The organism is Enterobacter sp. A8 (genome assembly GCF_004296595.1).
GTDB classification, from domain to species: domain Bacteria; phylum Pseudomonadota; class Gammaproteobacteria; order Enterobacterales; family Enterobacteriaceae; genus Enterobacter; species Enterobacter cloacae.
In genome coordinates this window covers 492,333-519,317 of sequence record NZ_SCMF01000001.1, presented here as the reverse complement: position 1 = coordinate 519,317, position 26,985 = coordinate 492,333, and the positions used below count along the sequence as shown (strand labels likewise).

Below are 26,985 nucleotides of genomic sequence, written 5' to 3'. Positions count from 1 at the left end.
TACATAAACGAGTCCATAGTATGTTGTAACTAATGAGATATAAAATACCCGGCCGAAGCCGGGCATGGGTTAACAAAGCGGTTTTACTGCGGCCCGCATCCCCTGTTGCAGAATCGCGTCGAGATCGCGCGAAACCTGACCGACAAGACCCTCTACCTGAGTTAAATCCTGCTCCCAGTGCTCAGTAACGCTTAAAACGGAGGCGACCAGCTCGCGGGTGGTGATCTGTTTATCGTGATGCTGCGCCCACAGCTGTTGGTAACGAGCAAGCCAGTGCGCGTCATCCTGCACCGGATAGTTCTCCCCGTTACGCTCTGCACGGTAGAACGCGATCAGTGCGGCCAGCGCGAACGTCAGGCGAGCGGGCAACGTGCCAGATGCCCTCACCCCCGCCAACAGCTGCGGCAGAATGCGCGTGCGATACTTGGTCATGCCGTTAAGGGCAATCGACAGCAGCTGATGCTTGATATACGGATTGCGGAAACGACCCGTAACGGCGCTGGCGAAAGACGCCAGTTCATCACGCGGCAAATCCAGGACCGGAATAATTTCCTCATAGATCGCTTTTTCGATGAACGCGCATATGTCGGCATCATTCATCGCCTCGCCCACCGTATCCAGCCCCGCCTGGAACGCCACCGGCACCAGCGCTGTGTGCGCGCCGTTGAGAATCGCCACTTTGCGCTCCTTGTACGGCTTAATGTCATCCACAATCCGCACGTTTAGCGGGAATTTGTCCAGACGCAGTTCGCTGGCCAGGGATTCAGGCCCCTGAATAACAAACAGGTAGAAATGTTCAGCGGTATCCAGGAACGCATCGTGATAGCCAAGCCCGGCTTCCAGCGTCGCCGCTTCGTCGCGCGGATACCCCGTTACAATGCGGTCAACTAACGTGGAGCAGAAGCTGTTATGCGCATTCAGCCACTGAATAAATTCCGCTGGCAGTGCCCATGCCTGTGCATAGCGCAACACCAGTTCGCGCAGCGCTTCGCCGTTATAGTCTATTAGCTCGCACGGAATGATGATCCAGCCTTTGTCCGCTGCGCCGTTAAAATGGCTGAAGCGCTCAAACAGCAGCCGCGTCAGCTTCGCCGGATAGCTCACCGCTGGCGCATCTTCGAAACGATCGCCCGCGTGCCAGCTAATCCCCGCCTCGGTGGTGTTGGAGAAGACAAAACGCATCTCCGGATTGTGCGCCAGTTTCAGAAATTCATCGTACTGGCTGTAGACGCTGATCTCTCGATTCACCGAGCGGATAAGACGCGCTTCGCTGACCGCCTCGCCCTGCTCATTCAGACCACGAATGATCGTGGTATACAGGCCATCCTGAGTGCTTAATGACGGCGGGAAGTCGCTTTGAATTGGGCGTACGACCACGACGCCGGCATTGAGATCGGTATGTTCGTTTAACAGGTCGATTTGCCAGTCGACAAACGCACGCAGGAAATTGCCCTCGCCAAACTGAATGATTCGTTCGGGGTAGAGAGCACCGGGGAAATCACGACGGTTAAGTGTGTTCACAATGGGGTCCTTTTATGATTAGTCGTACAACCTGATTAAATTGGTATGATAACTTACCAAAGGTTTTCGACCAGAACCCCGCTTTTGATCAATTCATCACGTCATTGAGGGAAATAATCACAAGAACTTATAGAAGACCGATGTGGCAGTCATCGCGCCATCCGGCATTAGCGCATAACGCGGGATCTCCCCCACTTTTTGCCAGCCAGCACGCTGGTAGAAGATCTCCGCTCCGCTGCCGGTTGAGGTATCCAGCACCAGCACCGAGATGTCTCTTGCTCTGGCCTGCACTTCCAGCTCCTCCATTAGCGCCATCGCGGCACCTTTACGACGCGCTTTTTCATGCACCAGCAGCTTTGCCACATCGGCACGATGCGGCTGGTTTTCCGGCTGATCGGTAATGAGCTGCACGGTGCCAATCACTCCATCCTGAGAATCGATGCAGGCCAGCACAACGCGTTCGTTACGCTCTACGCTCCCGGCAATATCCTGCCAGAAAGCACGAGCTTTATCGGTACTGAATGGCAACATAAAACTGACGGAAGCGCCGCCCCTGACACAATTTTCAAGGATATCGGCCAGCGCATCGAGGTGGGTGAGAATATCGTCCCGGGTGAGGGTTTTGATCTGCAGTGAGGTATTCATGGGTTTTCCTTACGTTGAATACGCTCACTGTGCATTTAACATTTACGTAACGCAATCACATCAGACATAGGCTTTTGTTATGTCATGTTGCGCGCTTGCGCTGCTGCTTCATGGCATACATTTTTTCATCCGCGTCTTTCATCCACTGCTGCAGATCGTTGCCGTTATGATCGAACTCGCTCAGCCCCCAGGAAAAATGGAGTGACCAGGGATGCAGCCTGCGCGCATTGTACTGTTCGACCTGCTCGGCCAGATACTGCATGGCAATCCAGGCCCCCTGCTCGTCGGTATCGGCAAACAGCACGGCAAACTCATCGCCGCCAAAGCGAACCAGCAAATCCGCTTCACGGAAAGAGGTGCGCATCAGTTCCGCCATCACTTTCAGCGCGTTGTCGCCCTCTTCATGTCCGTAGCGATCGTTAATCTCTTTGAAACGATCCAGATCCAGCCAGCCCAGAGTTAACGGCTCCGCCCGACGTCTGGCTACGGAGAGCGTGAACCGGAGCAGCTGGTTAAAGCCCCGACGGTTAAACAGACCGGTTAATTCATCGGTTGTCGCCGCGCTGACGGCAGCAAACTCGTCTTCCGCCAGCGCGCTCAGGTCGCCCAGCACGGCAAGATCGGCAGCGGAAAATTCACGAGGAGAATAATCAATCAGGCACAGCGATCCCACGCTCGCCCCGTCACGTAAACGCAGTGGAAAACCGGCATAGAACCTTACGCCGGGCTCACCGGCCACCAGCGGGTTATCGGCAAATCGATCGTCCTGACGCATATCGGCAACCACCAGCGGCGCTTCGCTGAGGATCGTGTGGCCGCAAAACGAGATATTACGCGGAACGGTTTCAGGCGCCTGACCATCGGCCGACTTCACAATCAGCGAGTGTTCATCAATAAGATTGACCATCGCCAGGGGAACCTGGAAGAAGCGTTTTGCCAGACGTGTCAGTCGGTCAAACGCCGGGGAACTGTCGATCTCAAGCAGGCCTGACTCGCGCAGCGAGTTCAGACGTTCCATTTCATTTGCCGGGGTTGCAGGTGTTTTCATAACGTCTCCTGACGCAAAGCGTTACTCAAAGCGTAGCCTAAACAGAGACATTGTCAGTGCGCGAATATTCTGTTCTTACCGTCCCGCTTGGCGCGGTACAGGGCGTTGTCCGCGGCCTGTAGCCAGTCGGTTACGCTTATCATTTCTCGCGTGGCACAGGCGATACCGATGCTGAGCGTGCAATGCACCGTCTCCTGAGCCACCTCCTTTTTCATTGCAGCCGCATCCATAATGCGTCTGGCGACAACTTGCGCCTCTTCAAGGGTGGTATCCGGCAGCAACACCACAAATTCGTCACCGCCAAGGCGTGCGGGGGTATCGTTCGGGCGTGTCGACAAATGCAGTATTTGCGAGACGGCCGCCAGCAATGCATCCCCAACCTTATGACCAAAACGATCGTTAACGTCTTTAAAATTGTCGATATCGATGAACATCAGGGCCGATTCCCGGCACGTCTGGCGCAGTTTATTCAGTTCGTGGTCAATGCGCTTTTCGAGCAGACGTCGGTTCGCGATATCCAGTAGCGGATCCATCATCGCGATCCGCTCAAGCTCCCGGCTCTTGATCCGCAGGCGCAGCGCAATGCTGTCCGTTAATATGCTCAGCGCCAGCAGATAAATTGCAATCAGCGGCAGCGTGGCAAACATGGTGCGCTGCGAAACGTACATATCCACCGCCATTCCCTGCGTCAGCCAGGTCACCAGAAAAACGCCCACCATGGTAATGGCCGCCTTTCTCATCAGCGTAACGCCCCCTGCCGAGAGCCGGTCGGTCAGCATAATGGTGGCAATGACCACCGACGGCAGCGGATTAACCGCCATCATGGCGATCCAGAATCCCCCCGCCCCGGCGTCCAGCACCAGATTCTGATGCTCAGTCACCAGCGGCATGGCCGAATTTCGCGCCCGATACCAGGCAAGCGTAGGCCAGATAAACGCGTTCAACGCCAGCAAACACATCAGCCAGATTGAACGATTCTGTTCAATCAGCACAGAGAGGATGGGAATAAAACAGAGAAACGTGCCGAGAATACGCATCAGATACATACGTTTGACAAACCGGCTTCCTGGTACACGAGAGGGTCTATGGAGTTTGTCAGCTGCATTCATTCTGCGAATTTTCCGATAGCTTTCTTGCGGTATCTTATTGACGTTAAAAATACCTAGCAAGCAATTTATCTGCTATTCGTTATGATTCATCCCCGGCAGAATGCAGGCTGCGCTCAGGTTTCACTCTCCGGGGCCGGGGTAATGGGATCGTCTGACACACGCGCACTGGTGCGATTTCTCCCCGCTTTTTTGGAACGATAGAGATGATCGTCTGCTTCGGCCATCAGCCTGTTGAAGACTTCGGTCAACTGCCACGACGCCGCCTTCCCGCTCCCGAGACCAATACTCACGGTAAGATAGAGCGTTTGCTGGCGCCAGGTAAACGGATGAGCGGCAATGGTGAGTCTGATACGTTCCGCCAGCGCAAAGCCGTGCTGCGCGTCACCGGTGTTCACCACAACCGCGAACTCTTCTCCGCCCATACGCGCCACCATACCGTCGTCTCCGACAACCTGCTGAACCTCGCGGGCAAACGCGGCCAGCACGCGGTCGCCACACTCATGCCCATAGTTATCATTGATGCTTTTGAAGTAATCGATATCCAGCAGCATCACGGTCAGAAAACGTGTCTGCCGCTGCGCCTCTTCCCGCTTTAACGCCTCATAGAGCCCGGAGCGTGAATAAACGTGGGTCAGAAAATCATAATCCGCGCGCAACGACACCTGACGGATGAGCGAATTAATGGCCGCCATACTGACGGAGACCATAACCGGACAGATCGCCATGGTAGCAATCCCCAGCCGGGCGGAGAACATCATCGGGGTAGAGAGCGGCGTGCCCACGGCGATATTGATAATGGAGTTAGCGACCAGAACGATCTCCAGACCGCCGGTCAGAAACGTCAGCAGACAGGTCGCGGGCAAGGAGTAGCGGACCGCACACCAGATCAGCGCCGGCAGCGGAAAGGCAAGGCTTCCCGCCCCGCCAATCACCACCGATGCCATCACCGAGACAATCAGCGCAATGACCGGTAAAAGTTGCTCCAGACGCAGCTTGAATGCCCGCGTCGGCATACTGACCGTGAGCATGCAGGGTAAAATGAGCACGCCGGTTGAGAACTGCTCGCTGAACCAGTCGGCAAACAGCGGCCAGAAGGTATGGCTGTCGATCCCCACCGACCCGGTCGCGCCGAGCAGCGCACATAATAAGGCGGCGATCAGACAATAATTGAACAGCCGCAGCGCATTAATGGGATCGGGGGTTTTCTTCATCAACCGCTTATCACGCACCACCAGCAATGCGACAACGACGATAAAGACCATATTCGACAGGTTGATGACCACCGAGGCCATTCCCCAGTTGGTGGTGACCGCGTCGTACATCAGCATGGCGACATACGACACCGCGTAGTTATGCAGGCGATTGAGATAGGTATAACGGGCAAAGACGCCCGCCATCACGCCATTCAGCGGCCAGAACAGCGACAAGGCTTCGACCAGACGTAATTCCGCACCGATAAAGTAGAACAAGGTGGTGAGAATAAAGATACCCGCCGCATTACGCAGTGGGGATTCAGGGCGAAAAAGCGTGAAGGCAGCGGGGTCTGAACGCATTAAATATCATTCCATATAATAACTTATGGCAACTAACTGACCCGTCACCACGCGGGGGATCTCATAGCATGCATCTATAACACAATTACAACAGGATCAGCACCCATCAACATCAGGCGTTCATCTGCAACACCAGCCAGTGGTGGATCACGCCGACGATATAGTGCTGTTGCTGCGCGGTGAGCTGAACACCTTGCGGAATGTTGTGCCATTTCGCCAGACAGCCGCGACAGCAGGTGGCGGTCGCGTGCTGGGCAATAAACACCGGATGGCCGCGCATGGGGGTCTGTTTACCGTCGTTGACGGGGTGCGCGGGGGCAAGACGCTTCGCAATAAAGTCGGCAGCATGCTGGTCAATGGTATCGGCACCTTTGTCCCAGCAGTACTGTCGTTCTTTTGTGCCTAAGCGAAAGCGCGACCGAAAGGTCGAACGCGCCAGGCGAGAAAAAAGAGGATCCAGGTCAGACATCAGTAAACGGAACGTCCCAGGCGTTGGGTCAGTTTCTCCAGAACCGCCACACCGGCCAGTGAATTACCCGTCTCATCCAGCTCCGGGCTCCAGACAGCAATAGCCATCTCATGCGGTACAATGGCAACCACCCCACCCCCGACGCCCGACTTGGCCGGAAGACCGACGCGCCAGGCAAATTCGCCCGCGTTCTGATACATCCCGCTTGTCGCCATCAGGGCATTGACCTGACGCGCCTGCATAGGTGAAACCACCTCCTGATCGAGATGCGGTGCGTGCCCCTGGTGGGCAAGGAACAGGAAGGTCTGCGCCAGCTCCACGCAGCTCATTTTCAGCGCGCAGTAGTGGAAATAGTTTTGCAGTACGGTCGCCACATCATTATGGAAATTGCCGAACGATTTCATCAACCAGGCAATGGCGGCGTTACGCGCAGAGTGCTCGAACTCTGAACGGGCGACCACTGAATCATAAGCAATATCGTCAACGCCTGAGAGCTGGCGAACAATTTCAAGCATGCGCTGGCGTGGCGCGCTGAGACGGCTTTGCAGCATATCGCAGACCACCAGCGCCCCGGCGTTGATAAAGGGGTTACGCGGTTTACCCTGTTCAATCTCAAGCTGTAGCAGAGAGTTAAACGGCTGCCCGGAGGGATCTTTACCCACCCGTTGCCAGATCTCCTCTTCCTCGTACTGTCGCATGGCCGCAACCAGACTTAGCACTTTCGAAATAGACTGGATGGAAAAACGTTCCGTGGCGTCACCGGCCTGGTAACGCTGACCGTCTATCGTACAAATTGCAATTCCCAGCTTATTCCCGCTGACCGAGGCAAGGGCCGGAATATAGTCGGCAACCTTTCCTTTTCCAAGTAACGGACGAACCTGCGCCAGAATCTCGTCCAGCATCTCATTATGGATGACCGCAGCCACTCTCTTTGCTCCTTGCCCTCAGGCTAAAACGGGCTGCGAGTATAACAGACGCTTATGTGTTGCGTCAGGCACTGAGACGAAAACGCGAAACCGCCTGCAATAAAAGATCCGACTGTTTGTGCAGGCGCTCAGAGGCATCAGACGCGTCAGAGACAAGGCTGTCGGTTTGTCGCGACACCTGATTCAGCGCCTGAAGCTGGCGCGTCATCTGATGAATACTCTCCCCCTGACTCAGCGTGGCCGCGGAGATCTCATTCAGCAAACTGCTTAATGTTCCCACCAGCCCCGTCACCTGCTGCAGGTTATCTTCCAGACGGTTAACGGCCCGTGACCCGTCTTCGATCCCCTGAAGGGAACGGTTGATAAGCTCCTGGATGGTCTGCGTCGAATGGCTGCTCTTCCTCGCCAGCAGCCCCACTTCACGAGCGACAACGGCGAACCCGCGCCCCTGGTTTCCCGCGTGAGCCGCTTCAATTGCTGCATTCAGCGCCAGAATGTTGGTCTGAAACGCGACGCTGTCGATCATCGCCACGATCCCCCGCATCTCTGAGGATCGGTCGACGATCGCCTGCATCGACGCATTGACGGTCGACATCATCTGATCCCCTCCCGCCGCGGCCTGGCGCGCCTCATCCGCCCGCGAGCTGGCAAGCTTCGCATAGCCCGTGTTGCCTTCTACGTGAGTTTCCAGGGTCGCGATATGCGCCGTCACGTCTTCCAGCTCTTTGGCCTGACGTGCCGACTGGTGATACAGCTTTTGATTGCCCTGCGCCAGTGCGCCAATATTTTCCACCATGGCGGTGGTCGCATCGCTGACCTGGGTCACCAGCTGCTGTAGCCCGTTCTGCATGGTGGCAATACTGTCGCTGAGCTGTGCAATTTCACGGTTAAAACGCGTCACGCCAGGAGAGGTACCGGAGAGATCGCCCGCGGCCAGCCGGTTGATATGCGCAATCAAGCGCCGCAACGGGGTAATTACCCATCGGGACATCCCGAACCAGACGGCAACCGCAATAGCGAGCAACAGAACAGGCGCAAGCAGGAACAGCGTTTGCAGACCGGAGAGCTGCGCAATCAACGACTGACGCCCTTTGAGCGCCTGCTTCTCGCTTGCTTGCTGATAGCGGGCATAGTTGTCATTAAAGTCGGTCTGAAACGCCTGCGCCGGCACGGCAAAAAACGCATCGATGGTGTTGGTTTTCACCAGCCCTTCCGCCTGCTCTTTTATCGCGCCGTAAAAAAGCTGATAGCTGTTCACCAGGGCGTCATCTTTTGGCGGATTAAGCGCCAGCCAGGCATTCCACGCCTGCTGCGAAACAGCCAGCGCCTTTTGCGCGTCGTCCATCAGGCTGTGCCAGCTGCCCTCGGAGCCGGTCTCTTTATCCTGCATAAACCAGACGCCGGAGCGGTTAAGCAGATCGCTTGCGGCCAGCAGGGAAACGCGAGCCAGATCCAGCTTGCTCTGCTGCTGGTACGCCAGCAGGTTTTGCTGCTCGTTGCGTTGCGCTTCCTTAAGGGAGGCATTGAGCAGGAACGACGAGGAGAGTTGCAGGGCGGAAAAGAGGCCGATAATACAAAAGATACCGGTCAGCAGGCCAAACTGGCGGGGGATAATGCGCTGCGCAATACGACGATAAATTTGCGTTAGGTTCATAATTTTCTTCAGTAACAAGACGTTAGACGCGTGCGAGTCTACGAAACGAAAATGACAGAACCATTGCAGAGAAATGACAGAGGCCCTCGTCGTCAGGGCCTCTGTAAGGATGGCGGTTACACTCTGTTCTTCCACACCGTCTGCACGTTACAAAACTCGTGCAAACCAAAGTGGGAAAGCTCACGGCCAAAACCACTTTTCTTCACGCCGCCAAAGGCCACGCGCGCGTCACTGGCGCTAAAGCCATTGATAAACACCCCGCCGCACTCCAGCTCGCGGGCGAATTTTCCGGCCAGCGCTTCGTTGGCGGTAAACACCGTGGCAGAGAGACCAAAGTCGCTGTCGTTGGCAAGCTGCAGGGCATGTTCCGCATCCTTCGCCACCGTAATCGCCGCAACCGGACCAAACAGCTCCTGACGGAAGGCGGTCATTGTCGGGGTGACATGGCTCAGCACGGTTGGCGCGTAATAGTTGCCCTCCCCGCTGATTTTCTCGCCGCCCAGCAGCAGCGTGGCCCCTTCCGCGAGCGTGTCCTGCACCTGCTGATGCAGTTCGTCACGCAGATCGAAACGCGCCATCGGGCCAATATCATTCTCTTCCCGATCCGGTGCTCCCATCTTCAGCGCCGTAACCGCCGCAACAAAACGCCGGGTAAAGTCATCGGCAATACCCTCTTCGATAATAAAGCGCTTTGCCGCCGCGCAAACCTGCCCGGTGTTCTGATAACGTCCCGTGACGGCCGCGCGAACGGCCAGATCCAGATCGGCATCATTCAGCACGATAAACGGATCGGAGCCGCCCAGCTCCAGAACGCATTTTTTCAGCGCCGCTCCCGCCTGAGCCCCTATCGCCGCACCTGCACGCACGCTACCGGTGACGGTGACCGCTGCAATACGACGATCGTTGATCGCCTGGCTCACGCCATCATTGGTGGCATTCACCCAGCCAAAGACGCCTTGCGCAATACCGGCATCAGCAAAGATTTGCCCAATCAGCTCTGCAGAACCCAGGACGTTCGGTGCGTGTTTGAGCAGATAGCTGTTACCTGCCAGCAGGATCGGCACCGCACCGCGCAGTACCTGCCAGAGCGGGAAGTTCCACGGCATTACCGCAAGAATAGGCCCCAGCGGACGGTATTCAATGACCGCGTTTTGGTTTTCCACCAGCGTGGGCTCCGCACGCAGCATCGCCGGGCCATGTTCCGCATACCAGTCGCACAGACCCGCAGATTTGGCCACTTCCGCCCGCGCCTGCACAATCGGCTTGCCCATTTCCCGGGAGATCATTTGCGCCATCTCTTCCCCACGCTGGCGCAGTGCTGCCCCCAGGTCGCGCAGTTTTTGTGCCCGGTGTGAGACGCTTTCTCTTCGCCACTGGCGAAAACCGGCATCAGCCAGGGTGATTGCCTGTTCGACCTCTTCGGATGTGGCCCAAGGATATGTGGCCAGCGTCTCGCCTGTCGCCGGGTTAACAGAGAGGGCATGCGTAGCAGATGAATAAGTCATGATGTTCTCCACGTAATATCGGTTGATTGATTGTGGCCCACTCTGCTATTTCTTAAAAATGAATAATACTAACCACCTTATTCACAAATCGAGAATGCTATGGATTTAACTCAGCTTGAAATGTTTAACGCCGTTGCCCTGACCGGCAGCATTACCCAGGCGGCGCAGAAGGTGCATCGCGTTCCGTCTAACCTCACCACCCGCATCCGCCAGCTTGAGGCCGATCTCGGCGTTGAGTTGTTTATCCGGGAGAGCCAGCGTTTGCGCTTATCTCCCGCCGGGCACAACTTTCTGCGCTACAGCAAGCAGATCCTGGCGCTGGTTGACGAGGCGCGCATGGTCGTCGCCGGTGATGAGCCGCAGGGGTTATTTGCCCTTGGCGCCCTGGAGAGCACCGCCGCTGTGCGGATCCCGGAAAGTCTGGCGGCGTTTAACCAGCGCTATCCGCGCATTCAGTTCGCGCTCTCTACCGGCCCGTCCGGAACGATGATTGACGGCGTTCTGGAAGGCACCTTAAGCGCGGCGTTTGTCGACGGGCCACTTTCACACCCGGAGCTGGAAGGCATGCCGGTTTACCGGGAAGAGATGATGCTGGTCACCCCCGCCGGACATGCGGAGGTGACGCGCGCCGCGCAGGTAAGCGGCAGCGACGTCTACGCGTTTCGCGCAAACTGTTCGTATCGACGTCATCTGGAAAGCTGGTTTCACGCAGACCGCGCCACGCCCGGGCGGATCCATGAGATGGAGTCGTATCACGGTATGCTCGCCTGCGTGATTGCAGGGGCGGGTATTGCGCTAATGCCCCGCTCCATGCTTGAGAGCATGCCGGGGCATCATCAGGTAGAGGCGTGGCCGCTGGCGGAGAACTGGCGCTGGCTGACCACCTGGCTGGTGTGGCGTCGTGGGGCGATGACCCGCCAGCTCGAAGCGTTTATAGCGCTGCTAAACGAACGTCGACAACCAGAGCCTTCTCCATAAACAGGCTCAGCGGATCGTCGACATACGGCGCAAACGCCGGACGGCGTTCATATCCGCACTGTTCATACAGGCGAATGGCGGCGTGTTGCTTGATCCCTGTCTCCAGGCGCACGGTGTGGCAGTGACGACTCAAGGCTTCATCCTCAAGGGCAGCAAGCAGCTTCTCGCCCAGATGTTGCCCGCGATGGGTCGGATCGATATAGACCCGTTTCATCTCCCCGGTACCGTCGCCATTAAGCACCACGGCGCCACATCCCACGGCCTGCAGCTGCGGGTCGCGAATGATCATCAGGATAAGCGAGGCTTCAGGCAGTGCAGCCAGATCGAGCAGATGATTGCTTTCAGCGGGATAGAGTTCGCTCTGATAGCGGTCAAGCGCCGCGATCAGCTTGAGGATGTCCGGATGACGGGCAGATTCAGAGGTAATGGAATACATGGCAGGCTCCTTGCTTTTTTTTGAGGCCAGGCTTCAACATAGCGTCTGCCATCTGTTCGGACTTCATAGTTTTAACTTATGTCATGACGCCAGCGTCAGGCGGGTCTCAAGCTGTTCCAGCTGGGTCCGGGCCGCTTCATCCAGCCTGCTGTCGGTGACGATATCCGTCAGGGTGTTCAGGTGCGCCACATTAAACAGCGACCAGGCACCGTACTTAGAGCTGTCTGCCAGCAGCACCCGGCGTTTTGCATTGGCTATTAAATCCCGCTTCAGCGCGGCCTTCTCCTCTGTAGGCGACGTGATACCGCGGGTAATATCCCAGCCATTACAGCTGACAAAAGCCACATCAGGCCAGACATTCTGCAACAGCCGACGCCCGTGCTCACCAATACAGGACTGGCTCGAATCATCGATACGGCCGCCAATAATCGTCACTTCAATCTGTTTAAACTCAGAGAGAAACAGCGCAATGTGCAGATCGCTGGTGATGACGCGAAGCGGCAGATGCGTGAGCTGACGCGCGAGTTCAATCATTGTGGTACCGGCGTCCAGCACAATGGCATCCCCCGCTTTCACAAAGCTCGCGGCCGCGCTGGCAATGGCATGTTTTTCTGCCAGACTGCGCTGCATTTTTTCGGACGTGGTCGGCTGGGAAGGAATAAACCGGTTAAGAGTAACGCCGCCGTGGGTTCGGCTGATGACGCCCTCCTGGTCAAGCTTAATCAGGTCGCGGCGGATCGTCGCCGGTGAGGCATCGGTGATCGCCACCAGTTGATCCACCGTGACCAGGTTGTGCCCTTTGAGGTAATCCATTATCTGCTCTAACCGGTTATATCCCTTCATATTATTCCCGTGTAATTTGCATAGCCAACTGAATAGACACCGTCATGCTCTCCGACCTGGCTTTACCGGTCCATGCTATATCGAACGCGGTTCCGTGGTCTGCAGAGGTGCGGATAAACGGCAATCCGGCGGTGATATTCACCCCGTCGTAAAAGCCGAGCAATTTTAGCGGAATATGCCCCTGATCGTGATACATCGCAACGACCATGTCATACATTCCTTCGTGGCATTGCATAAATACCGTATCCGGCGGGCACGGTCCGGTGACGTTGACCCCCTGCGCCTTCATCGCCGCAACGGCCGGGCCAACAATCGTGATCTCTTCATCGCCAAACAGGCCATTTTCTCCCGCATGCGGGTTCACGCCCGCGACCGCAATACGAGGTGTGCTAAAGCCCACCCGCTTCAGGAAGGTATCCGCAATGCCGATGACGGTTTTTACCCGATCCTGATTGAGCGTATCAAGGAATTTACGCAGCGCAATATGGGTCGTGATATGAATGACCTTCAGCCGATCGGTGTACAGCACCATAGCGTAGTCTTTGCTGTGCGTCAGATGGGCCAGCAGCTCGGTATGCCCGGGGTAGTGATGTCCGGCCAGATGCAGCGCTTCTTTATTCAGTGGCGCCGTGGCAACCGCTTTTACGTCCCCCGCCATCGCCAGTTCCGTCGCGCGCTTCACGCAGCGATAGGCTAAATCCCCCGCCTGAGCCTGGACTACGCCGGGCTTCAGGGCATCAGGGTCGGCCAGCGGTTCGTCCAGCACGTTAATCATGTTGGGTGCGAAACGGGCCTCGCTGACCTGCCTGATGATATGGATGTCAGCCTGCCCCACGATCCCATCATCCAGCACCCGCCTGAGCGTGCGGGCACAGCCCACCACGACAACCGGGGATCCCGTTAATTCGCTCCCGGTGAGGGATTTGATAATGATCTCCGGGCCAATGCCCGCCGGGTCACCCATGGTTACAGCAATAATGTTAGTCACTCAGTCTCTCCTCGATAAAATGCAACACCTCAAGCAGCGTCTCTTCTTTTCCGAAGCCCCCTGCTTTGGTCATTACCGGCTGGTGCCAGGCACAACCCAGAAATTTGCCGTAAGGGACGCATCCTGCGACGCGCCCTGTAATTTCAAATCCTTGCGCATCAAGCGCGCTGGCGACGGCCATTGCCACATCGCCGCCTGAGACATACAACGCATCCGGCGGACATGCCGTCAGTGCCTCTCGGGTAATCTCTCCCAGGAAGGCGCAGATCGTTTCACCCAGTTCGGTCCGGGTCATTTGATACTGCGCGCAAAGCCGTTCAACCTGATGTCGCGCCTCATGGTCCGGGCAGGTATGAACGATGCAGTGACGGCCCGCCTTCAGGGCCTGCGTGATGCGCATGAGCGCGCTCGCCGTCTCCCCGTTCAGCACATCATTAATATCAATAAACACCGACGAAACCGCAGGCTCTGCAGCGGCCAGCGCAATCTGACGCTGAGCGATCTCACTCATTGATCCCACCACCGCCAGCAGTTGCTGACGCTTCACGGGGGCGAGATGGCGTGCCAGCGCATCACATAACCCGGCCGACCCGACCAGCAGCGGTGTCTGCGGGCAGGTCAGCGCGGCGGCAATAATGGCGTCCAGATCCTCGTCACACTGGGCATCGACGATGAGCCACTCCGTTCCCTGCGCCAGTTCGGCTGCCAGCGTGTTTACCGTTACGGATTGACAACTCACGTCGGTAAACAGGTCAGCAATCGTGGCAGACGGGACGGGCGTTTTCGGATCGCTGGCGAATTCGGTTTCATCCACCGGAATGCCGTTCACCAGACACTTGCCGTGACGTGTGATCCGGCCTGCCGCGGGATACGCTGGCGCCACAATCACCTGCCGTTTGCCGCTTACTGCCTTAAGGACGCCTGTTTCTGCCCCTACATTGCCGCGCAGCGTGGAATCAATCTTTTTGATGAGCCAGCGCGCATCCGCAATATCCGCCCCCAGTACGGCCACTTTTTCGGCCGCCTCTGCTGCCCGCAACGCACGGGAATCGGTATTAATGACCAGTGCATCCACCGGCTGGGTAAAGGGGGTGTGGAATGCCACGCTGACCTTCTTGCCGCTTAGCGCCAGGCTGACACCCGCATCGTTTGCACCGGTAAAGTCATCTGCAACGACAACGACGTCTCTGAACAGGTTGTTTTCTTTCATTCCCACTCCGGGCTCGTTTTTCCTGTTAATGATTATATTCAATCATGATTGATTATATGTGAGCAAGATCAAGTTAATCAGTTTGCGAATAAATTATAAATTTAGCCACACGATGACCATGAAGCGTCTTGATTGAGCGAATTTAATCATGGACACAAAGACAGGAGAAAAGCGTGGTTACCCTCAACAGCACCATTATTAGCGGCGCAAATGCGCTCGCCGCCATCAGGCCATTACTCACCGATAACGCGCAGCTTTTGCTGGTTACGGACGGCAACATTGCGCGTCTGGAGGCGGCAAAACAGATCCGTTCAATTCTTGAAGAGGACAACCGCCGCGTTACGGTGATTGACACGGTGCCGCCTGAACCCTCCCACCACGATGTCAGCCAGTTGCTCGCGGGGTTAAACAGCGGATCGTTTGATGTCGTGGTCGGGATCGGCGGCGGCAGCGTACTGGATGTGGCGAAACTGCTCTCCGTGCTTTGTCACCCGCTGTCACCGGGGCTGGACAGCCTGCTGGCAGGGGTAAAACCGGTGGCACGCATCTCCTCACTTCTGATCCCCGCCACCGCCGGAACCGGGTCGGAGGCCACGCCGAACGCTATTCTGGCGATACCGGAGCAAAACACGAAGGTCGGTATTATCTCTCCGGTCCTGCTGCCCGATTACGTCGCCCTGCTGCCGGAACTGACCACCAGCATGCCCGCGCATATTGCTTCCTCCACCGGCATCGATGCCCTGTGCCATCTGATTGAGTGCTTCACCGCCACGGTCGCCAACCCGGTCAGCGATAACGCGGCGTTGACCGGGCTCGCTAAGCTGCTGAAGAACATTGAAACGGCCTGCGCTGAGCCGGGCAACCTGCTGGCAAAGCTGGAAATGCTGTGGGCCTCTTATTACGGCGGGGTCGCGATTGCGCATGCCGGCACACACCTGGTTCACGCCCTGTCTTATCCGCTTGGCGGGAGATATCACCTGCCGCATGGCGTGGCCAACGCCATTCTTCTGGCGCCCTGCATGAGGGTGGTTCGTCCCCACTGCGTGACAAAATTTGCGCAGGTCTGGGATCTCGTGCCAGGCACAGACAGCAGCCTGTCCGATGACGAAAAATCTCACGCGCTGGTGGAGTACTTTGCCGCGCTGGTTCGTCGGCTCAACCTGCCGGACAACCTTGAGTCCCTGGGCGTGCCGCGCGAAGACATCGCTTCCCTGAGCGATGCCGCCCTGAACGTTAAACGGTTAATGAACAATGCCCCCTGTCAGGTGAATCACGACGAGGTGCAGGCGATTTACCGGACACTGTTTCCTGAACATGCATAGTCAAGGAGTAAGAAATGCGTAACAACATCAAGGGCGTGCTGACGGCCATCGTCACCCCCTTTGACGCGGAAGGCGAACTCAACCTTCCCGGCTTAACGCGGCAGGTTGCCCGGCAGCTGGACGCCGGAAACGGCATTTTTTGCGGCGGAACCAACGGCGAGTTCTTTGTCCTGAACGAAGCGGAAAAAATCGCGGTCACCCGGACCTGTGTGGAAACCGTCGCCGGACGCGCGCCCGTCGTGGCGCATATTGGCGAAATCTCCACCCGCGACACCATCCGGCTGGGAAAACAGATCGCCGCGCTGGGTGTGGATGCGGTTTCCGTCATCACCCCTTACTTCGTGCCGCTGAAACAGTCTGAACTCATCGCACACTACACCGCCGTCGCTGACGCGCTAACCGTACCGGTCTTTCTGTACAACATTCCGGCGCGGACCGGCAACACCCTTGAGCCCGCCACGGTACGGGCGCTGGCCGAACATCCCAACATCTCAGGTATTAAAGACAGTGCCGGGAGCTATGAAAGCCTGCGCGGTTTCCTCAACGCGGTAAGCGACATTGACGGGTTCGACGTGCTGAACGGACCGGATTCACTGATCCATCAGGGCTTCGTCGAGGGATGTTCAGCCTGTATTTCCGGGCTGGCAAACGTGGCGCCAGCGGCGATCAACGCCATCTGGTCACGCTTTAACGCGGGTGATGTTGAAGGTTCCCGGCAGGCGCAGGAGCGCGTCACCCGGCTCCGCACCGAGCTGTACAGCGTGGCGTTTTCCCCTGCCGCTGTTAAAAAGGCCCTGCAAATCATGGGCGAGGATGTCGGAGAGAGTCGCTATGCCGTGGCGTTTAGCGAGCAGCAGTGCCAACAGATTCGCCAGATAGTGACAACGTCACTTAGCTAAACGGCGTTGGTTTCGTCAATAAGAATACCGGGTACCTGAGGTGCCCAGGATTCACTCGCCCTGAAGAGAGGCAAAGATGAATAATTTTACCGCTGAAGATACCCTGATCATTGTGGGCATAGTCATTGCCTACATCCTGTTCACCACCTGGCTGACCTTCCGGATCCGCAGTAAAAACTCCGGGGACTTTATGGAAGGCTCCCGCGCGATGCCGGCGTTTATTGTCGGGATCCTGCTGATGTCCGAGTATATCGGCGCTAAATCCACCATCGGCACCGCGCAGGCGGCGTTTGAGGACGGGTTTGCTGCGTCATGGTCCGTCATCGGTGCCGCGATTGGCTTTCCGCTTTTTGGTCTGTTACTGGTAAAACGCATATACAACACCGGGAAAATCACCATCTCGGGTGCGATTGCTGAAAAGTACGGTAACAGCACCAAAAACATTATCTCCCTCATCATGATCTACGCCCTGCTGCTGGTGAACGTGGGGAATTACGTCAGTGGCGCAGCAGCCATTTCTACCGTACTGAAAGTCAATCTGCCCGTTGCCGCTTTCATTACGGCTATCGTCAGTACCTTCTATTTCGCCTTCGGCGGCATGAAAGGCGTGGCGTGGGTAACTGTGCTGCACAGTGCGCTGAAATACTTCGGCATTCTGGCCATTATGGGTTTTGCGTTATCCAAAACCGGCGGTTTCACGCCGATGATCGAAAACATGCCGGACTTCTACTGGACCTGGGATGGCAACATCGGCGCGTCGACCATTTTCGCGTGGCTTATCGGCACCATTGGCTCCATCTTCTGCACCCAGTTTGTGATCCAGGCCATCTCCTCCACTAAAGATGTTAAATCGGCCAAACGCTCCACCTGGGTCGCGTTCTTCTTCTGCCTGCCGATCGCGCTGGCCATTGCGGTGATTGGCGTGGCGGCAAAATACCTGCATCCGGAGATCGACAGCCTGTATGCGATGCCGATTTTCCTGCAGGATATGAACCCGTGGCTGGCCGGTCTGGTCACCACCTCTCTGGTGGCGTCCATCTTCGTCAGCGTCAGTACCGTGGCGCTCGCCATTGCCTCCCTGGTGGTCAAAGATTTCTACGTGCCGATGCGCAACCCGACCCCCGAGCAGGAGTTTAAAGCTACCCGCTGGATCTCCCTGCTGATTGGTTTCCTGCCGCTGATTTTTGTTCTGCTGGTGCCTGAAGTGCTAAAGCTGTCGTTCTTTACCCGCGCCATTCGTCTGTCGATTTCCGTCGTGGCGGTCATCGCGTTCTACGCCCCGTTCTTCCGCAGTACTCGCGGAGCCAATGCTGGGCTGATCGGCGCCTGCGTCGTGACCTCTGTCTGGTATCTGCTGGGCGATCCGTTTGGCATTAACAATATGTACATCGCCCTGCTGACCCCTGCGGTCATCATGGTCATCGACCGTCTCATTCCGGGAAAGGCACAGGGTAAAGCGCCAACCCCCGTTGAAAACAATGGAGTCTGATATGTCTGTAACCGTAACCCGCGACGGGATTATTCGCCCACAACAGGATACGCGCGTGGAGGCGGCCATGCTGCCTTCCGCCTGCCCACAAAACCACGCGGCAAATCTGCTGCCGCTGCCGGATGGTTCGCTGATGTGCGTCTGGTTTGGCGGTACCCAGGAGGGTATTGCGGATATCTCTGTGTGGGGTTCGCGCCTGTCACCGGGAAGCCAGCAGTGGAGTGAGGCAGAAAAACTGTCGGATGATGCCACGCGCTCCGAACAGAACCCGGTTCTGTTCCTGGCACCCGATAACGTGCTGTGGCTGCTGTGGACCGCGCAAATTTCCGGCAACCAGGACACCGCTATTGTGCGCTATCGCCAGTCCCGGGATCTGGGTAAAACCTGGGGGGACATCGCGACCCTGCTCGATAAACCCGGCACCTTTATTCGTCAGCCGATTGTCGTGCTGGAGAACGGGAACTGGCTGCTGCCGGTGTTTTACTGCCGCACCCGGCCGGGTGAGAAATGGGTCGGTAACGATGACATCAGCGCGGTGAAAATCTCCGAAGACGGGGGCAAAACCTGGCGTGATGTCGAGGTGCCGGACAGCCTGGGCTGCGTCCATATGAATATCACCCCGCTGCGCAATGGCACCCTGGTTGCCCTGTTCCGCAGCCGCTGGGCGGATAACATTTATTACAGCCAGTCAACGGACAACGGCGAAAGCTGGTCCGTGCCGGAGCCCACGGTATTACCTAACAACAACTCCTCTATCCAGGTGACAACGCTTGCCAGTGGCGAGCTGGCGCTGGTGTTTAACCTCATGAGCGCCGCCGGGGCGCAGGAGCGTCGCACCTCGCTGTACGATGAAATTGACGATGGCGATGGCCGTAAAGAGCCGGTTGTGACCCACGGTCGAACCGCCTTCTGGGGTGCCCCGCGTGCGCCGATGACCGTCGCCATTTCGCCGGACGGAGGCAAAAGCTGGCCGTGGCAACGGCATCTGGACGAGGGAGACGGCTACTGCATGACTAACAACTCTCTGGAGAAACTGAACCGTGAGTTTTCCTATCCGAGCATTAAGCAGAGCCCGGATGGCAGCCTGCATATCGCCTACACCTACTTTCGTCAGGCCATAAAATACGTGCGGGTGACGCCCGAGTGGGTCAAGGAGTCAGCATGATTATCGGACATCTCGACGCCCTGCCGCTGGCAGGGTTACCGCCGGTGTTGTATGCCCTGCTGTCCCGCCCGGACTGCACGCTGCAGGCGCTTAGCGAACGCGATGACGGCCGCTGGCAGCCGGACAATGCCCCCTGGTTTTGCCAGATTGGTCCGGCGCAGACGCAGCCGCGCGCAGAGCGGCATACGGAGTACCATCACCAGTGGGCGGATATTCAGGTTGTGCTGGCGGGAGAAGAACTCATCTATGCCGGCGCGCGCCCTGTTGGCAAGCCGGATGACGAAGAGCCTAAAGCGGACCTGTTCATTGCCAGCTCATCGGCACACAGCGTCGGGATCCGCCTTGGCGCGGGTGACTTTGCGGTCTTTTCTCCCGGAGAACCACACCAGGCGCTGTGCGCCAGCGGCGCGCCGATGACCGTGCGCAAAGCGGTGTTTAAAGTTCCTCGTTCAATGCTGGAGGTCTGACATGCGTCACGCCGTCGTGACCGGAGCCAGCTCCGGAATTGGTGAGGCCATCGTTAAGCGTTTACTGGCGGAAGGCTGGCAGGTCACCGGACTCAGCCGCCGCGCCGTGATGCCGGATACCCCTGGCTTTGCGGGGTTACGCGTGGATATCACCGACCCTGAGGCGCTGAACAGCGCCCTGCACGCCATCGCGACACCGCAGGCGGTGATCCACGCCGCCGGGATGATGGCCGCCGCCCCACTGGGGCAACTGGAAAGCCGGGTTGGCGCGTCACTGTGGCAACTGCACGTTCAGGCCTGCGAAGCCCTGTTTAACCATTTCGCGCCCGCTATGGCCGCCGGTGGACGATTTGTGGCGATTGGCAGCAGAACCTCCCGCGGGGCGGCAGGTCGTTCACAGTATGTTGCCACCAAGGCGGCGATGACAGGGATGGTCAGAAGCTGGGCGGCGGAACTGGCCCCGCGTGAGATCACCGCAAACGTGGTCGCGCCGGGCGCCACCCAAACGCCGATGCTTAGCGCACCGGGGCGAGAAAGTTCACCGCCTACCTGTCCGCCCATCGGCCGTCTTATCACGCCAGAAGAGGTCGCGGGACTGGTGAATTTCTTGCTCAGCGATGAAGCCGCCGCCATCACGGGCCAGGAGATGGTGATATGCGGCGGCGCCTCGCTCAGCTAGCGCAGGAAGATACGCCCTTTCAGATAGAGCGTCGCCTGGCCGCCAATCAGCACACGGTCGCCCTTCAGTTCGCAGCGCAGATCCCCGCCACGGTATGAAACCTGGCGGGCGTTCATCGACGTTTTGCCCAGCTTCTCGCTCCAGTACGGTATCAGCATGCTGTGCGTGGATCCGGTGACCGGATCTTCCGGTACCCCTTCGCCCGGGCAGAAGAAGCGGCTGACGAAGTCATACTCCTCTCCTGGTGCCGTCACGCAGACCATTTTCCCGAGCGGTGCCATCGCTGCAATATCCGGGGTTAAGGCCTCTACCTGTTGCTGGCTCTCCAGTACCACCATGTAATCCCGTCCGACGCGGACCTCTTTAGCCTGGTCTATCCCCAGCGCGCTGAACAGGCCCGGCGGGGGATTGTCGACCACCTCGGTCGACCACGCAGGGAAATTGAGCGTCAGCCAGTCGCCGCTGCGTTTCACCGTCAACTCACCCACGAAGCGCGTGGTGAAGGTGATTTCGGTATGCGGATAATCGAGGTATTCGAAAATCACGTGGGAGGCTGCCAGCGTCGCGTGGCCGCAGAGGTTGATTTCATGCAGCGTGGTAAACCAGCGCAGCTCGAACCCGGTGTCGGTGCGTACGAAAAACGCCGTCTCAGACTGGTTATGCTGTTGCGCCATTTTGAGCAGCGTCTCATCCGAAAGCCACTCCTCCAGCGGGCATACCGCCGCTGCATTGCCGCCAAACGCCCTGTCGCTGAAGGCATCCACTAGATAAAAATCAATTTCCTGCATTGTCTTTTCCTCTGTTGTTATAGGTATCTAGCGCAGAAAAACTGTGCCTTTCAAATAGCATGACGCCTGTCCGCTCATCAGCACGCGCGAGCCTTTTAGCTCGCACCGCACGTCGCCGCCCCGCACGGAAACCTGACGGGCAAACATCGTCGTTTTACCCAATTTTTCGCTCCAGTAAGGAATGAGCATGGTATGCGCAGAGCCGGTCACCGGATCTTCCCAGACGGCAACGCCGGGGGAGAAAAAGCGGCTGACGAAATCGTAATCCCCGTCGCCCCGTGCCGTAACGGCAACCTTATGTTCGCCAGGCGTCATGGCTGAAATTGTCGGTGCGAGTGCTTCAACCTGCTGGCGATCTTCCAGCACCACCACCCATGCGCGGCCTTTGCGGGCTTCAACGTAGCGGCGGATACCGAGCGCCGCGAGCATCTCCGGCGGGGGCGTCTCTTCATGCGTGGGACACGCCGGGAAATCCAGCGTCAGCCACTCCCCCTCCCGGCTCACCGTCAGGCGGCCAGAGGCCGTTTCGAAGTGGATCCGCGAGTCAGGATAGTCCAGCTCATTGAACAGAACGTACGCCGCAGCAAGCGTGGCGTGACCGCAAAGATTAACTTCGGTCAGCGTGGTAAACCAGCGTAGCTCAATGCCCCCTTTCGTACAGACGAAAAATGCGGTTTCCGACTGATTATGCTGTTGCGCCATTTTCAGTAACGTTTCGTCCGGCAGCCACGCCTTGAGCGGGCAAACGGCAGCCGGATTTCCGCCAAATGACACATTGCTAAACGCATCGACCAGATAAAAATCAATCTCCTGCACTGTCTTACCGCCTGTTTTTGTTGGAGTGTTCTTTTATATTCAATGAAAACCCTGCCTCCGGCTACCGCTTTCATAAGGTAAATATTGAGATCTGCATCACATAATGGTTGAGTTTTCGCCGTGCAAGGCTTTAAGATCGTCTCCTCTTCTTTTGCAACGAATCTCCGACATCCCTATGACAACGAACACAGTTTCCCGCAGGGTTGCGTGGCTACGCGTGGTCACGCTGGCTATTGCCGCGTTTATTTTCAACACCACAGAATTTGTTCCGGTTGGGCTGTTGTCTGACATCGCAGAGAGTTTCCAGATGGAAACGGCGCAGGTGGGCATTATGTTGACCATTTACGCCTGGGTGGTGGCGTTGATGTCGCTGCCGTTTATGCTGCTGACCAGCCAGATGGAGCGGCGTAAGCTACTGATCGGGCTGTTTGCGTTGTTTATCGCCAGCCACGTGCTGTCGTTCCTGGCGTGGAATTTTACGGTGCTGGTGTTAAGCCGCGTCGGGATCGCCTTTGCGCATGCCGTTTTCTGGTCGATTACCGCGTCGCTGGCTATCCGGCTGGCACCGGCGGGGAAACGCGCCCAGGCGCTGAGCCTGATTGCCACCGGGACCGCGCTGGCGATGGTGCTGGGCCTGCCGATTGGCCGTATCGTGGGGCAATACTTCGGCTGGCGTACCACGTTCTTCGCCATTGGCATGGGAGCGCTGGTTACCCTGGTGTGTCTGGTAAAACTGCTGCCGAAGCTGCCAAGCGAACATTCCGGCTCACTGAAAAGCCTGCCGCTGTTGATGCGTCGCCCGGCGCTGCTGAGCATTTATCTGCTTACCGTTATTGTGGTCACCGCCCACTATACGGCTTACAGCTATATCGAGCCGTTCGTTCAGGTGGTGGCCGGCTTTAGCGGCAATTTTGCCACCCTTCTCCTGCTGCTCCTTGGCGGGGCGGGCATTATTGGCAGTATTCTTTTCGGCAAGCTTGGCAATCAGCACGCTTCAGCGCTGGTGAGCAGCGCCATCGGTTTGCTGCTGGCGTGTCTGCTGCTGCTGATGCCCGCCGCGGGCAGTGAAAGCCAGCTGGCGATCCTCAGCCTGTTCTGGGGTGTGGCGATCATGATTATCGGTCTCGGGATGCAGGTGAAAGTGCTGGCCCTCGCGCCGGATGCCACAGACGTGGCGATGTCGCTGTTCTCGGGCATTTTTAACCTGGGCATTGGCGCGGGTGCGCTGGTGGGCAATCAGGTGATTCTGCACGTGTCCATGTCGGCGATTGGCTATCTGGGGGCCATTCCGGCACTGGTGGCGCTTATCTGGTCGGTGCTGATCTTCCGTAAATGGCCGGTGGCGCTGGAGGAACAGCGGCAGCACGGGTGACGTCTGTTTGTGCCGGGTGGCGGCTACGCTTACCCGGCCTACAAACCCGTAATAACGTCGGCCCCGCCACCCGGCAATGACCTCAGTGGTAAGTCTTAATAATCTCCAGCACGCCGTTAATAATAAACTGCACGCCCATACATACCAGCAAGAACCCCATCAGACGGGAAATCGCCTCGATACCGCCTTTGCCGACCCAGCGCATAATTGCCCCGGAACTGCGCAACGATGCCCACACAATAATGCCGATCAGTGCAAATATCAGCGGTGGCGCTACGGTCACGACCCAGTCCGGAAACGTAGTGCCGTCACGTACCGTTGAGGCAGAACTGATGATCATCGCAATGGTCCCCGGCCCTGCCGTGCTCGGCATGGCTAACGGTACAAAGGCGATATTCGCACTCGGTTCGGTCTCCAGCTCTTCGGATTTGCTCTTCGCTTCAGGCGATTCATGCGCTTTTTGCGCCGGAAACAGCATGCGGAAACCGATAAAGGCCACAATCAGCCCCCCGGCGATACGCAGACCCGGGATGGAGATCCCGAAGGTATTCATCACCAGCTGACCGGCGTAGTAAGCCACCATCATGATGGCGAACACATACACTGAGGCCATCATCGACTGATGATTGCGCTCTGCGCTGTTCATATTCCCTGCCAGCCCGAGGAAAAGCGCTACCGTCGTTAACGGGTTGGCCAACGGCAGTAATACCACCAGCCCAAGACCAATTGCTTTTATCAAATCCAACATAGTGCGTCGTTGTCCTTATCCATGTTTATCACCGCAATTATAGGGTGAAAGTGTGACATTGAGCCATTCACGCAACGTAACGATTATTTTCATAAAGGAACGATAACCATGCGTTATCTGTATGATTTGAAAGACCTCAACAAAAGTTCATGAAACGTTTTAGCAATTCGTGGCATCCGCAGATCCATTCAGTTGACTTATACTTGCCTGAGCAATAATATCTGCCGTGATTAAACTACTTGCCAGGGCAACCATTGTGAAAAGCACCAGTGATATCTTCAACGACGTTGTTCCGCTGGGTCGTCTTATTCATCTGGTTAATCAGAAAAAAGACCGCCTGCTGAATGACTATCTGTCGCCGCTGGATATCACCGCAACGCAGTTCAAAGTGCTGTGCTCCATTCGCTGCCAGGTGTGTATCACCCCGGTTGAGTTAAAAAAGGTGCTCTCTGTCGATCTGGGCGCGCTGACCCGCATGCTGGATCGTCTCGTCTGTAAAGGATGGATAGAACGAAGCCCTAACCCGAATGACAAGCGCGGCGTCCTGGTGACACTCACCAGCGACGGTGCGGATATGTGTGAACAATGTCATCAATTAGTAGGACAAACACTGCATCAGGAACTAACAAAAAACTTAACGGCAGAGGAAGTGGCAACGCTTGAGCTTTTGCTTAAGAAAATACTGCCGTAAACAGAAAAAGAGGTATGACGATGTCCAGACGCAATACTGACGCTATCACTATTCATAGCATTTTGGACTGGATCGAAGATAACCTGGAATCGCCGCTCTCCCTTGAAAAAGTGTCAGAGCGTTCAGGTTACTCCAAATGGCACCTGCAACGGATGTTTAAAAAAGAGACCGGTCATTCATTAGGTCAATATATTCGCAGCCGCAAGCTGACGGAAATTGCCCAAAAACTGAAAGAAAGTAATGAACCGATCCTTTATCTGGCGGAGCGATACGGGTTTGAATCGCAACAGACCCTGACGCGTACGTTTAAGAACTACTTCGACGTGCCGCCTCATAAGTATCGTATCACCAGCGTGCCGGGTGAATCCCGATACCTGTATCCGCTAAAACATTGTAGTTAATCATCGCCTGTAAAGACGTAACCGAGGAAATCATGAACGTTACCGCCTCCGCCGCCCTCGCCTTGCTGGTGCTCTTTTCCAGCCAGACCTTCGCGGAGCAACCCCCTCGTGCAACGCAGCAAAATAATCATGACACGATGATTTTGCCGTCAGCACATAGCCAGTCCCCTTATGATTTCAACCACATGGGGTCTGGTAGCGACAAATCCGACGAATTAGGCGTGCCTTATTATAATCAGCACGGCTTCTGATTCGTTTTGCCCCGCCGATGCGGGGCTTTTTTCTGCCCTAATTCCGCACTCGCGCCGCCCGACGCACGCGTAAGCCAAACACGTTGATATACAGCCCGGCCATGATCAGCACCGCGCCGAGCAGCTGTAATGCACTCAGCTTTTCGTCCAGCAAAATCGCAGCGCTCGCCAGCCCGACAACCGGCACCAGCAGCGATAACGGCGCCACGCGCCAGGTTTCGTACCGCCCCAACAGAGAACCCCAGATCCCGTACCCGATAATGGTGGCGACAAACGCCAGGTAGACCAGCGACAGAATAGTGGTGAGATCGATTTCAACCAGACTCCTCAGCATCACCGCCGGGCCATCAAAAATCAGCGAGGCCACCATAAACGGCACAATCGGGATCAGCGCGCTCCAGACCACCAGCGACATGACCTGCGGGCGTGTTTCATGCTGCATGATCAGCTTGTTGAAAATATTGCCGCAGGCCCAGCTCAGCCCCGCTGCCAGCGTCAGCATAAAGCCCAGCAACGCCACGTGTTGACCATTCAGGCTGGCCTCAATCAGCACCAGCACGCCAAACACGGCCAGAGTGATCCCCGCCAGCTGTTTGCCCTGTAAACGCTCGCCAAAAACAAACGCACCAAGAATGATGGTGAAGAACGCCTGCGCCTGCAGCACCAGCGAGGCAAGACCGGCAGGCATACCGAACTTAATGGCGCAGAACAGAAATGCAAACTGGCCAAAGCTGATGGTCAGGCCATAACCCAGCAGGAGCGTTAGCGGGATTTTCGGGCGGGCAACAAAAAACAGTGCCGGGAAGGCGACCAACATAAAGCGCAAACCGGCCAACATCAGCGGGGGCATGTTATGCAACCCCACTTTGATGACCACAAAATTAAGTCCCCATACGATGACCACCAGCAGTGCCAGCAATCCGTCTTTACGCGTCATACCCTGCCCCTGATTTATTAATAATTTGTTAACACTTCAAGGTAACAGAAAAAAGTGCGTCGCGAGAAGATCATT

28 protein-coding genes are annotated in these 26,985 nt (G+C 56.8%); 11 read left to right on the top strand and 17 right to left on the bottom strand.

Features of this window, described 5'->3' with window-relative positions; genetic code table 11:
- Window positions 1–69: 69 nt before the first annotated feature.
- The 9 genes from EQV24_RS02470 to sad form a co-directional block, all read right to left on the bottom strand.
- Window positions 70–1,521: a tagaturonate reductase gene (locus EQV24_RS02470; protein WP_029883280.1), complete on the bottom strand. Its 1,452-nt coding sequence runs from the start codon at window positions 1,519–1,521 to the stop codon at window positions 70–72.
- Window positions 1,522–1,638: 117 nt separating this feature from the next.
- Window positions 1,639–2,166: a GNAT family N-acetyltransferase gene (locus EQV24_RS02465; RefSeq protein WP_038980690.1), complete on the bottom strand. Its 528-nt coding sequence runs from the start codon at window positions 2,164–2,166 to the stop codon at window positions 1,639–1,641.
- Window positions 2,167–2,248: 82 nt separating this feature from the next.
- The gene (locus tag EQV24_RS02460; RefSeq protein WP_023619571.1) at window positions 2,249–3,214 is read right to left on the bottom strand and encodes a sensor domain-containing diguanylate cyclase; all 966 of its coding nucleotides are present in this window, start codon (window positions 3,212–3,214) and stop codon (window positions 2,249–2,251) included.
- 53 nt (window positions 3,215–3,267) lie between these two features.
- On the bottom strand, window positions 3,268–4,260 hold the full coding sequence (locus EQV24_RS02455; protein WP_013096607.1) for a sensor domain-containing diguanylate cyclase: 993 nt from the start codon (window positions 4,258–4,260) through the stop codon (window positions 3,268–3,270).
- 176 nt (window positions 4,261–4,436) lie between these two features.
- The gene (locus EQV24_RS02450) at window positions 4,437–5,876 is read right to left on the bottom strand and encodes a GGDEF domain-containing protein (RefSeq protein ID WP_130626111.1); all 1,440 of its coding nucleotides are present in this window, start codon (window positions 5,874–5,876) and stop codon (window positions 4,437–4,439) included.
- Between the two features lie 112 nt (window positions 5,877–5,988).
- The gene (locus tag EQV24_RS02445) at window positions 5,989–6,345 is read right to left on the bottom strand and encodes a DUF4186 domain-containing protein (RefSeq protein WP_013096609.1); all 357 of its coding nucleotides are present in this window, start codon (window positions 6,343–6,345) and stop codon (window positions 5,989–5,991) included.
- Window positions 6,345–7,271, bottom strand: coding sequence for a glutaminase B (gene glsB / locus EQV24_RS02440; RefSeq protein WP_013096610.1), 927 nt, complete (start codon window positions 7,269–7,271; stop codon window positions 6,345–6,347). The genes EQV24_RS02445 and glsB overlap by 1 nt, the downstream gene beginning before the upstream one ends.
- A gap of 64 nt (window positions 7,272–7,335) precedes the next feature.
- Complete coding sequence (locus EQV24_RS02435) at window positions 7,336–8,925, bottom strand: methyl-accepting chemotaxis protein (protein ID WP_013096611.1); 1,590 nt, start codon at window positions 8,923–8,925, stop codon at window positions 7,336–7,338.
- A 116-nt stretch (window positions 8,926–9,041) separates the two neighbouring features.
- Window positions 9,042–10,430, bottom strand: a complete 1,389-nt coding sequence (gene sad, locus EQV24_RS02430; protein WP_130626110.1) for a succinate-semialdehyde dehydrogenase — start codon at window positions 10,428–10,430, stop codon at window positions 9,042–9,044.
- Window positions 10,431–10,529: 99 nt separating this feature from the next.
- On the opposite strand from sad, the gene EQV24_RS02425 reads away from it, so the two are divergent.
- Window positions 10,530–11,408, top strand: a complete 879-nt coding sequence (locus EQV24_RS02425) for a LysR family transcriptional regulator (RefSeq protein WP_013096613.1) — start codon at window positions 10,530–10,532, stop codon at window positions 11,406–11,408.
- Here the strand turns inward: EQV24_RS02425 and EQV24_RS02420 are convergent.
- The 4 genes from EQV24_RS02420 to EQV24_RS02405 form a co-directional block, all read right to left on the bottom strand.
- Window positions 11,362–11,844, bottom strand: a complete 483-nt coding sequence (locus EQV24_RS02420; protein ID WP_013096614.1) for a GNAT family N-acetyltransferase — start codon at window positions 11,842–11,844, stop codon at window positions 11,362–11,364. The two genes, EQV24_RS02425 and EQV24_RS02420, sit on opposite strands and share 47 nt — an antisense overlap.
- An 81-nt stretch (window positions 11,845–11,925) precedes the next feature.
- The gene (locus tag EQV24_RS02415; protein WP_029883777.1) at window positions 11,926–12,687 is read right to left on the bottom strand and encodes a DeoR/GlpR family DNA-binding transcription regulator; all 762 of its coding nucleotides are present in this window, start codon (window positions 12,685–12,687) and stop codon (window positions 11,926–11,928) included.
- Window position 12,688: 1 nt separating this feature from the next.
- Entirely contained in the window at window positions 12,689–13,675 is a 987-nt protein-coding gene (locus EQV24_RS02410; RefSeq protein WP_102752195.1) for a D-threonate 4-phosphate dehydrogenase, read from the bottom strand.
- On the bottom strand, window positions 13,668–14,885 hold the full coding sequence (locus EQV24_RS02405) for a four-carbon acid sugar kinase family protein (RefSeq protein ID WP_130626109.1): 1,218 nt from the start codon (window positions 14,883–14,885) through the stop codon (window positions 13,668–13,670). The genes EQV24_RS02410 and EQV24_RS02405 overlap by 8 nt, the downstream gene beginning before the upstream one ends.
- A 173-nt stretch (window positions 14,886–15,058) precedes the next feature.
- Here EQV24_RS02405 and EQV24_RS02400 point away from each other — a divergent pair, with 173 nt between their 5' ends.
- From EQV24_RS02400 to EQV24_RS02375, 6 genes are all read left to right on the top strand, one after another.
- Complete coding sequence (locus EQV24_RS02400) at window positions 15,059–16,207, top strand: iron-containing alcohol dehydrogenase (protein ID WP_102752193.1); 1,149 nt, start codon at window positions 15,059–15,061, stop codon at window positions 16,205–16,207.
- A 14-nt stretch (window positions 16,208–16,221) separates the two neighbouring features.
- On the top strand, window positions 16,222–17,106 hold the full coding sequence (locus tag EQV24_RS02395; protein WP_048972138.1) for a dihydrodipicolinate synthase family protein: 885 nt from the start codon (window positions 16,222–16,224) through the stop codon (window positions 17,104–17,106).
- A gap of 76 nt (window positions 17,107–17,182) precedes the next feature.
- On the top strand, window positions 17,183–18,595 hold the full coding sequence (locus EQV24_RS02390) for a sodium:solute symporter family protein (RefSeq protein ID WP_013096620.1): 1,413 nt from the start codon (window positions 17,183–17,185) through the stop codon (window positions 18,593–18,595).
- A 1-nt stretch (window position 18,596) separates the two neighbouring features.
- On the top strand, window positions 18,597–19,760 hold the full coding sequence (locus tag EQV24_RS02385) for an exo-alpha-sialidase (protein ID WP_130626108.1): 1,164 nt from the start codon (window positions 18,597–18,599) through the stop codon (window positions 19,758–19,760).
- Window positions 19,757–20,227, top strand: a complete 471-nt coding sequence (locus EQV24_RS02380; RefSeq protein WP_130626107.1) for a YhcH/YjgK/YiaL family protein — start codon at window positions 19,757–19,759, stop codon at window positions 20,225–20,227. Before EQV24_RS02385 ends, EQV24_RS02380 begins: the two co-directional genes overlap by 4 nt.
- Before the next feature lies 1 nt (window position 20,228).
- Window positions 20,229–20,906, top strand: a complete 678-nt coding sequence (locus EQV24_RS02375; protein WP_130626106.1) for an SDR family oxidoreductase — start codon at window positions 20,229–20,231, stop codon at window positions 20,904–20,906.
- Here EQV24_RS02375 and EQV24_RS02370 read toward each other — a convergent pair.
- Together EQV24_RS02370 and EQV24_RS02365 are read right to left on the bottom strand one after the other, a co-directional pair.
- Complete coding sequence (locus EQV24_RS02370; protein WP_057071885.1) at window positions 20,903–21,694, bottom strand: PhzF family phenazine biosynthesis protein; 792 nt, start codon at window positions 21,692–21,694, stop codon at window positions 20,903–20,905. The two genes, EQV24_RS02375 and EQV24_RS02370, sit on opposite strands and share 4 nt — an antisense overlap.
- A gap of 27 nt (window positions 21,695–21,721) precedes the next feature.
- Window positions 21,722–22,510 (bottom strand): PhzF family phenazine biosynthesis protein, encoded by a 789-nt coding sequence (locus EQV24_RS02365; protein WP_130626105.1) that lies wholly within the window; start codon window positions 22,508–22,510, stop codon window positions 21,722–21,724.
- 175 nt (window positions 22,511–22,685) lie between these two features.
- Here EQV24_RS02365 and EQV24_RS02360 point away from each other — a divergent pair, with 175 nt between their 5' ends.
- Window positions 22,686–23,882, top strand: a complete 1,197-nt coding sequence (locus EQV24_RS02360; protein ID WP_130626104.1) for a sugar transporter — start codon at window positions 22,686–22,688, stop codon at window positions 23,880–23,882.
- An 82-nt stretch (window positions 23,883–23,964) separates the two neighbouring features.
- Here EQV24_RS02360 and EQV24_RS02355 read toward each other — a convergent pair whose 3' ends face one another.
- On the bottom strand, window positions 23,965–24,630 hold the full coding sequence (locus tag EQV24_RS02355) for a MarC family NAAT transporter (RefSeq protein WP_013096626.1): 666 nt from the start codon (window positions 24,628–24,630) through the stop codon (window positions 23,965–23,967).
- Between the two features lie 256 nt (window positions 24,631–24,886).
- Between EQV24_RS02355 and marR the strand changes: the two genes are divergently transcribed.
- From marR to marB, 3 genes are read left to right on the top strand one after another with little or no spacing between them, the layout of a single operon-like run.
- A complete protein-coding gene (gene marR, locus EQV24_RS02350; RefSeq protein WP_013096627.1) occupies window positions 24,887–25,321 on the top strand; it encodes a multiple antibiotic resistance transcriptional regulator MarR in 435 nt (144 codons plus the stop codon).
- Between the two features lie 20 nt (window positions 25,322–25,341).
- Window positions 25,342–25,722: an MDR efflux pump AcrAB transcriptional activator MarA gene (gene marA, locus EQV24_RS02345; protein WP_008502237.1), complete on the top strand. Its 381-nt coding sequence runs from the start codon at window positions 25,342–25,344 to the stop codon at window positions 25,720–25,722.
- A gap of 32 nt (window positions 25,723–25,754) precedes the next feature.
- Window positions 25,755–25,973, top strand: coding sequence for a multiple antibiotic resistance protein MarB (gene marB / locus EQV24_RS02340; RefSeq protein WP_013096628.1), 219 nt, complete (start codon window positions 25,755–25,757; stop codon window positions 25,971–25,973).
- Between the two features lie 37 nt (window positions 25,974–26,010).
- Here marB and eamA read toward each other — a convergent pair whose 3' ends face one another.
- Window positions 26,011–26,910 (bottom strand): O-acetylserine/cysteine exporter, encoded by a 900-nt coding sequence (gene eamA, locus EQV24_RS02335; RefSeq protein WP_130626103.1) that lies wholly within the window; start codon window positions 26,908–26,910, stop codon window positions 26,011–26,013.
- Window positions 26,911–26,985 lie beyond the last annotated feature (75 nt).

Bases quoted from the DNA above. Each gene is read 5' to 3' on its own strand.
- EQV24_RS02465 (WP_038980690.1), bottom strand. From the start codon at position 2,166: ATGAATACCTCACTGCAGATCAAAACCCTCACCCGGGACGATATTCTC.
- EQV24_RS02460 (WP_023619571.1), bottom strand. From the start codon at position 3,214: ATGAAAACACCTGCAACCCCGGCAAATGAAATGGAACGTCTGAACTCG.
- EQV24_RS02455 (WP_013096607.1), bottom strand. From the start codon at position 4,260: ATGTATCTGATGCGTATTCTCGGCACGTTTCTCTGTTTTATTCCCATC.
- EQV24_RS02450 (WP_130626111.1), bottom strand. From the start codon at position 5,876: ATGCGTTCAGACCCCGCTGCCTTCACGCTTTTTCGCCCTGAATCCCCA.
- EQV24_RS02445 (WP_013096609.1), bottom strand. From the start codon at position 6,345: ATGTCTGACCTGGATCCTCTTTTTTCTCGCCTGGCGCGTTCGACCTTT.
- EQV24_RS02435 (WP_013096611.1), bottom strand. From the start codon at position 8,925: ATGAACCTAACGCAAATTTATCGTCGTATTGCGCAGCGCATTATCCCC.
- sad (WP_130626110.1), bottom strand. From the start codon at position 10,430: ATGACTTATTCATCTGCTACGCATGCCCTCTCTGTTAACCCGGCGACA.
- EQV24_RS02425 (WP_013096613.1), top strand. From the start codon at position 10,530: ATGGATTTAACTCAGCTTGAAATGTTTAACGCCGTTGCCCTGACCGGC.
- EQV24_RS02420 (WP_013096614.1), bottom strand. From the start codon at position 11,844: ATGTATTCCATTACCTCTGAATCTGCCCGTCATCCGGACATCCTCAAG.
- EQV24_RS02415 (WP_029883777.1), bottom strand. From the start codon at position 12,687: ATGAAGGGATATAACCGGTTAGAGCAGATAATGGATTACCTCAAAGGG.
- EQV24_RS02405 (WP_130626109.1), bottom strand. From the start codon at position 14,885: ATGAAAGAAAACAACCTGTTCAGAGACGTCGTTGTCGTTGCAGATGAC.
- EQV24_RS02395 (WP_048972138.1), top strand. From the start codon at position 16,222: ATGCGTAACAACATCAAGGGCGTGCTGACGGCCATCGTCACCCCCTTT.
- EQV24_RS02390 (WP_013096620.1), top strand. From the start codon at position 17,183: ATGAATAATTTTACCGCTGAAGATACCCTGATCATTGTGGGCATAGTC.
- EQV24_RS02385 (WP_130626108.1), top strand. From the start codon at position 18,597: ATGTCTGTAACCGTAACCCGCGACGGGATTATTCGCCCACAACAGGAT.
- EQV24_RS02380 (WP_130626107.1), top strand. From the start codon at position 19,757: ATGATTATCGGACATCTCGACGCCCTGCCGCTGGCAGGGTTACCGCCG.
- EQV24_RS02375 (WP_130626106.1), top strand. From the start codon at position 20,229: ATGCGTCACGCCGTCGTGACCGGAGCCAGCTCCGGAATTGGTGAGGCC.
- EQV24_RS02370 (WP_057071885.1), bottom strand. From the start codon at position 21,694: ATGCAGGAAATTGATTTTTATCTAGTGGATGCCTTCAGCGACAGGGCG.
- EQV24_RS02360 (WP_130626104.1), top strand. From the start codon at position 22,686: ATGACAACGAACACAGTTTCCCGCAGGGTTGCGTGGCTACGCGTGGTC.
- EQV24_RS02355 (WP_013096626.1), bottom strand. From the start codon at position 24,630: ATGTTGGATTTGATAAAAGCAATTGGTCTTGGGCTGGTGGTATTACTG.
- marA (WP_008502237.1), top strand. From the start codon at position 25,342: ATGTCCAGACGCAATACTGACGCTATCACTATTCATAGCATTTTGGAC.
- marB (WP_013096628.1), top strand. From the start codon at position 25,755: ATGAACGTTACCGCCTCCGCCGCCCTCGCCTTGCTGGTGCTCTTTTCC.
- eamA (WP_130626103.1), bottom strand. From the start codon at position 26,910: ATGACGCGTAAAGACGGATTGCTGGCACTGCTGGTGGTCATCGTATGG.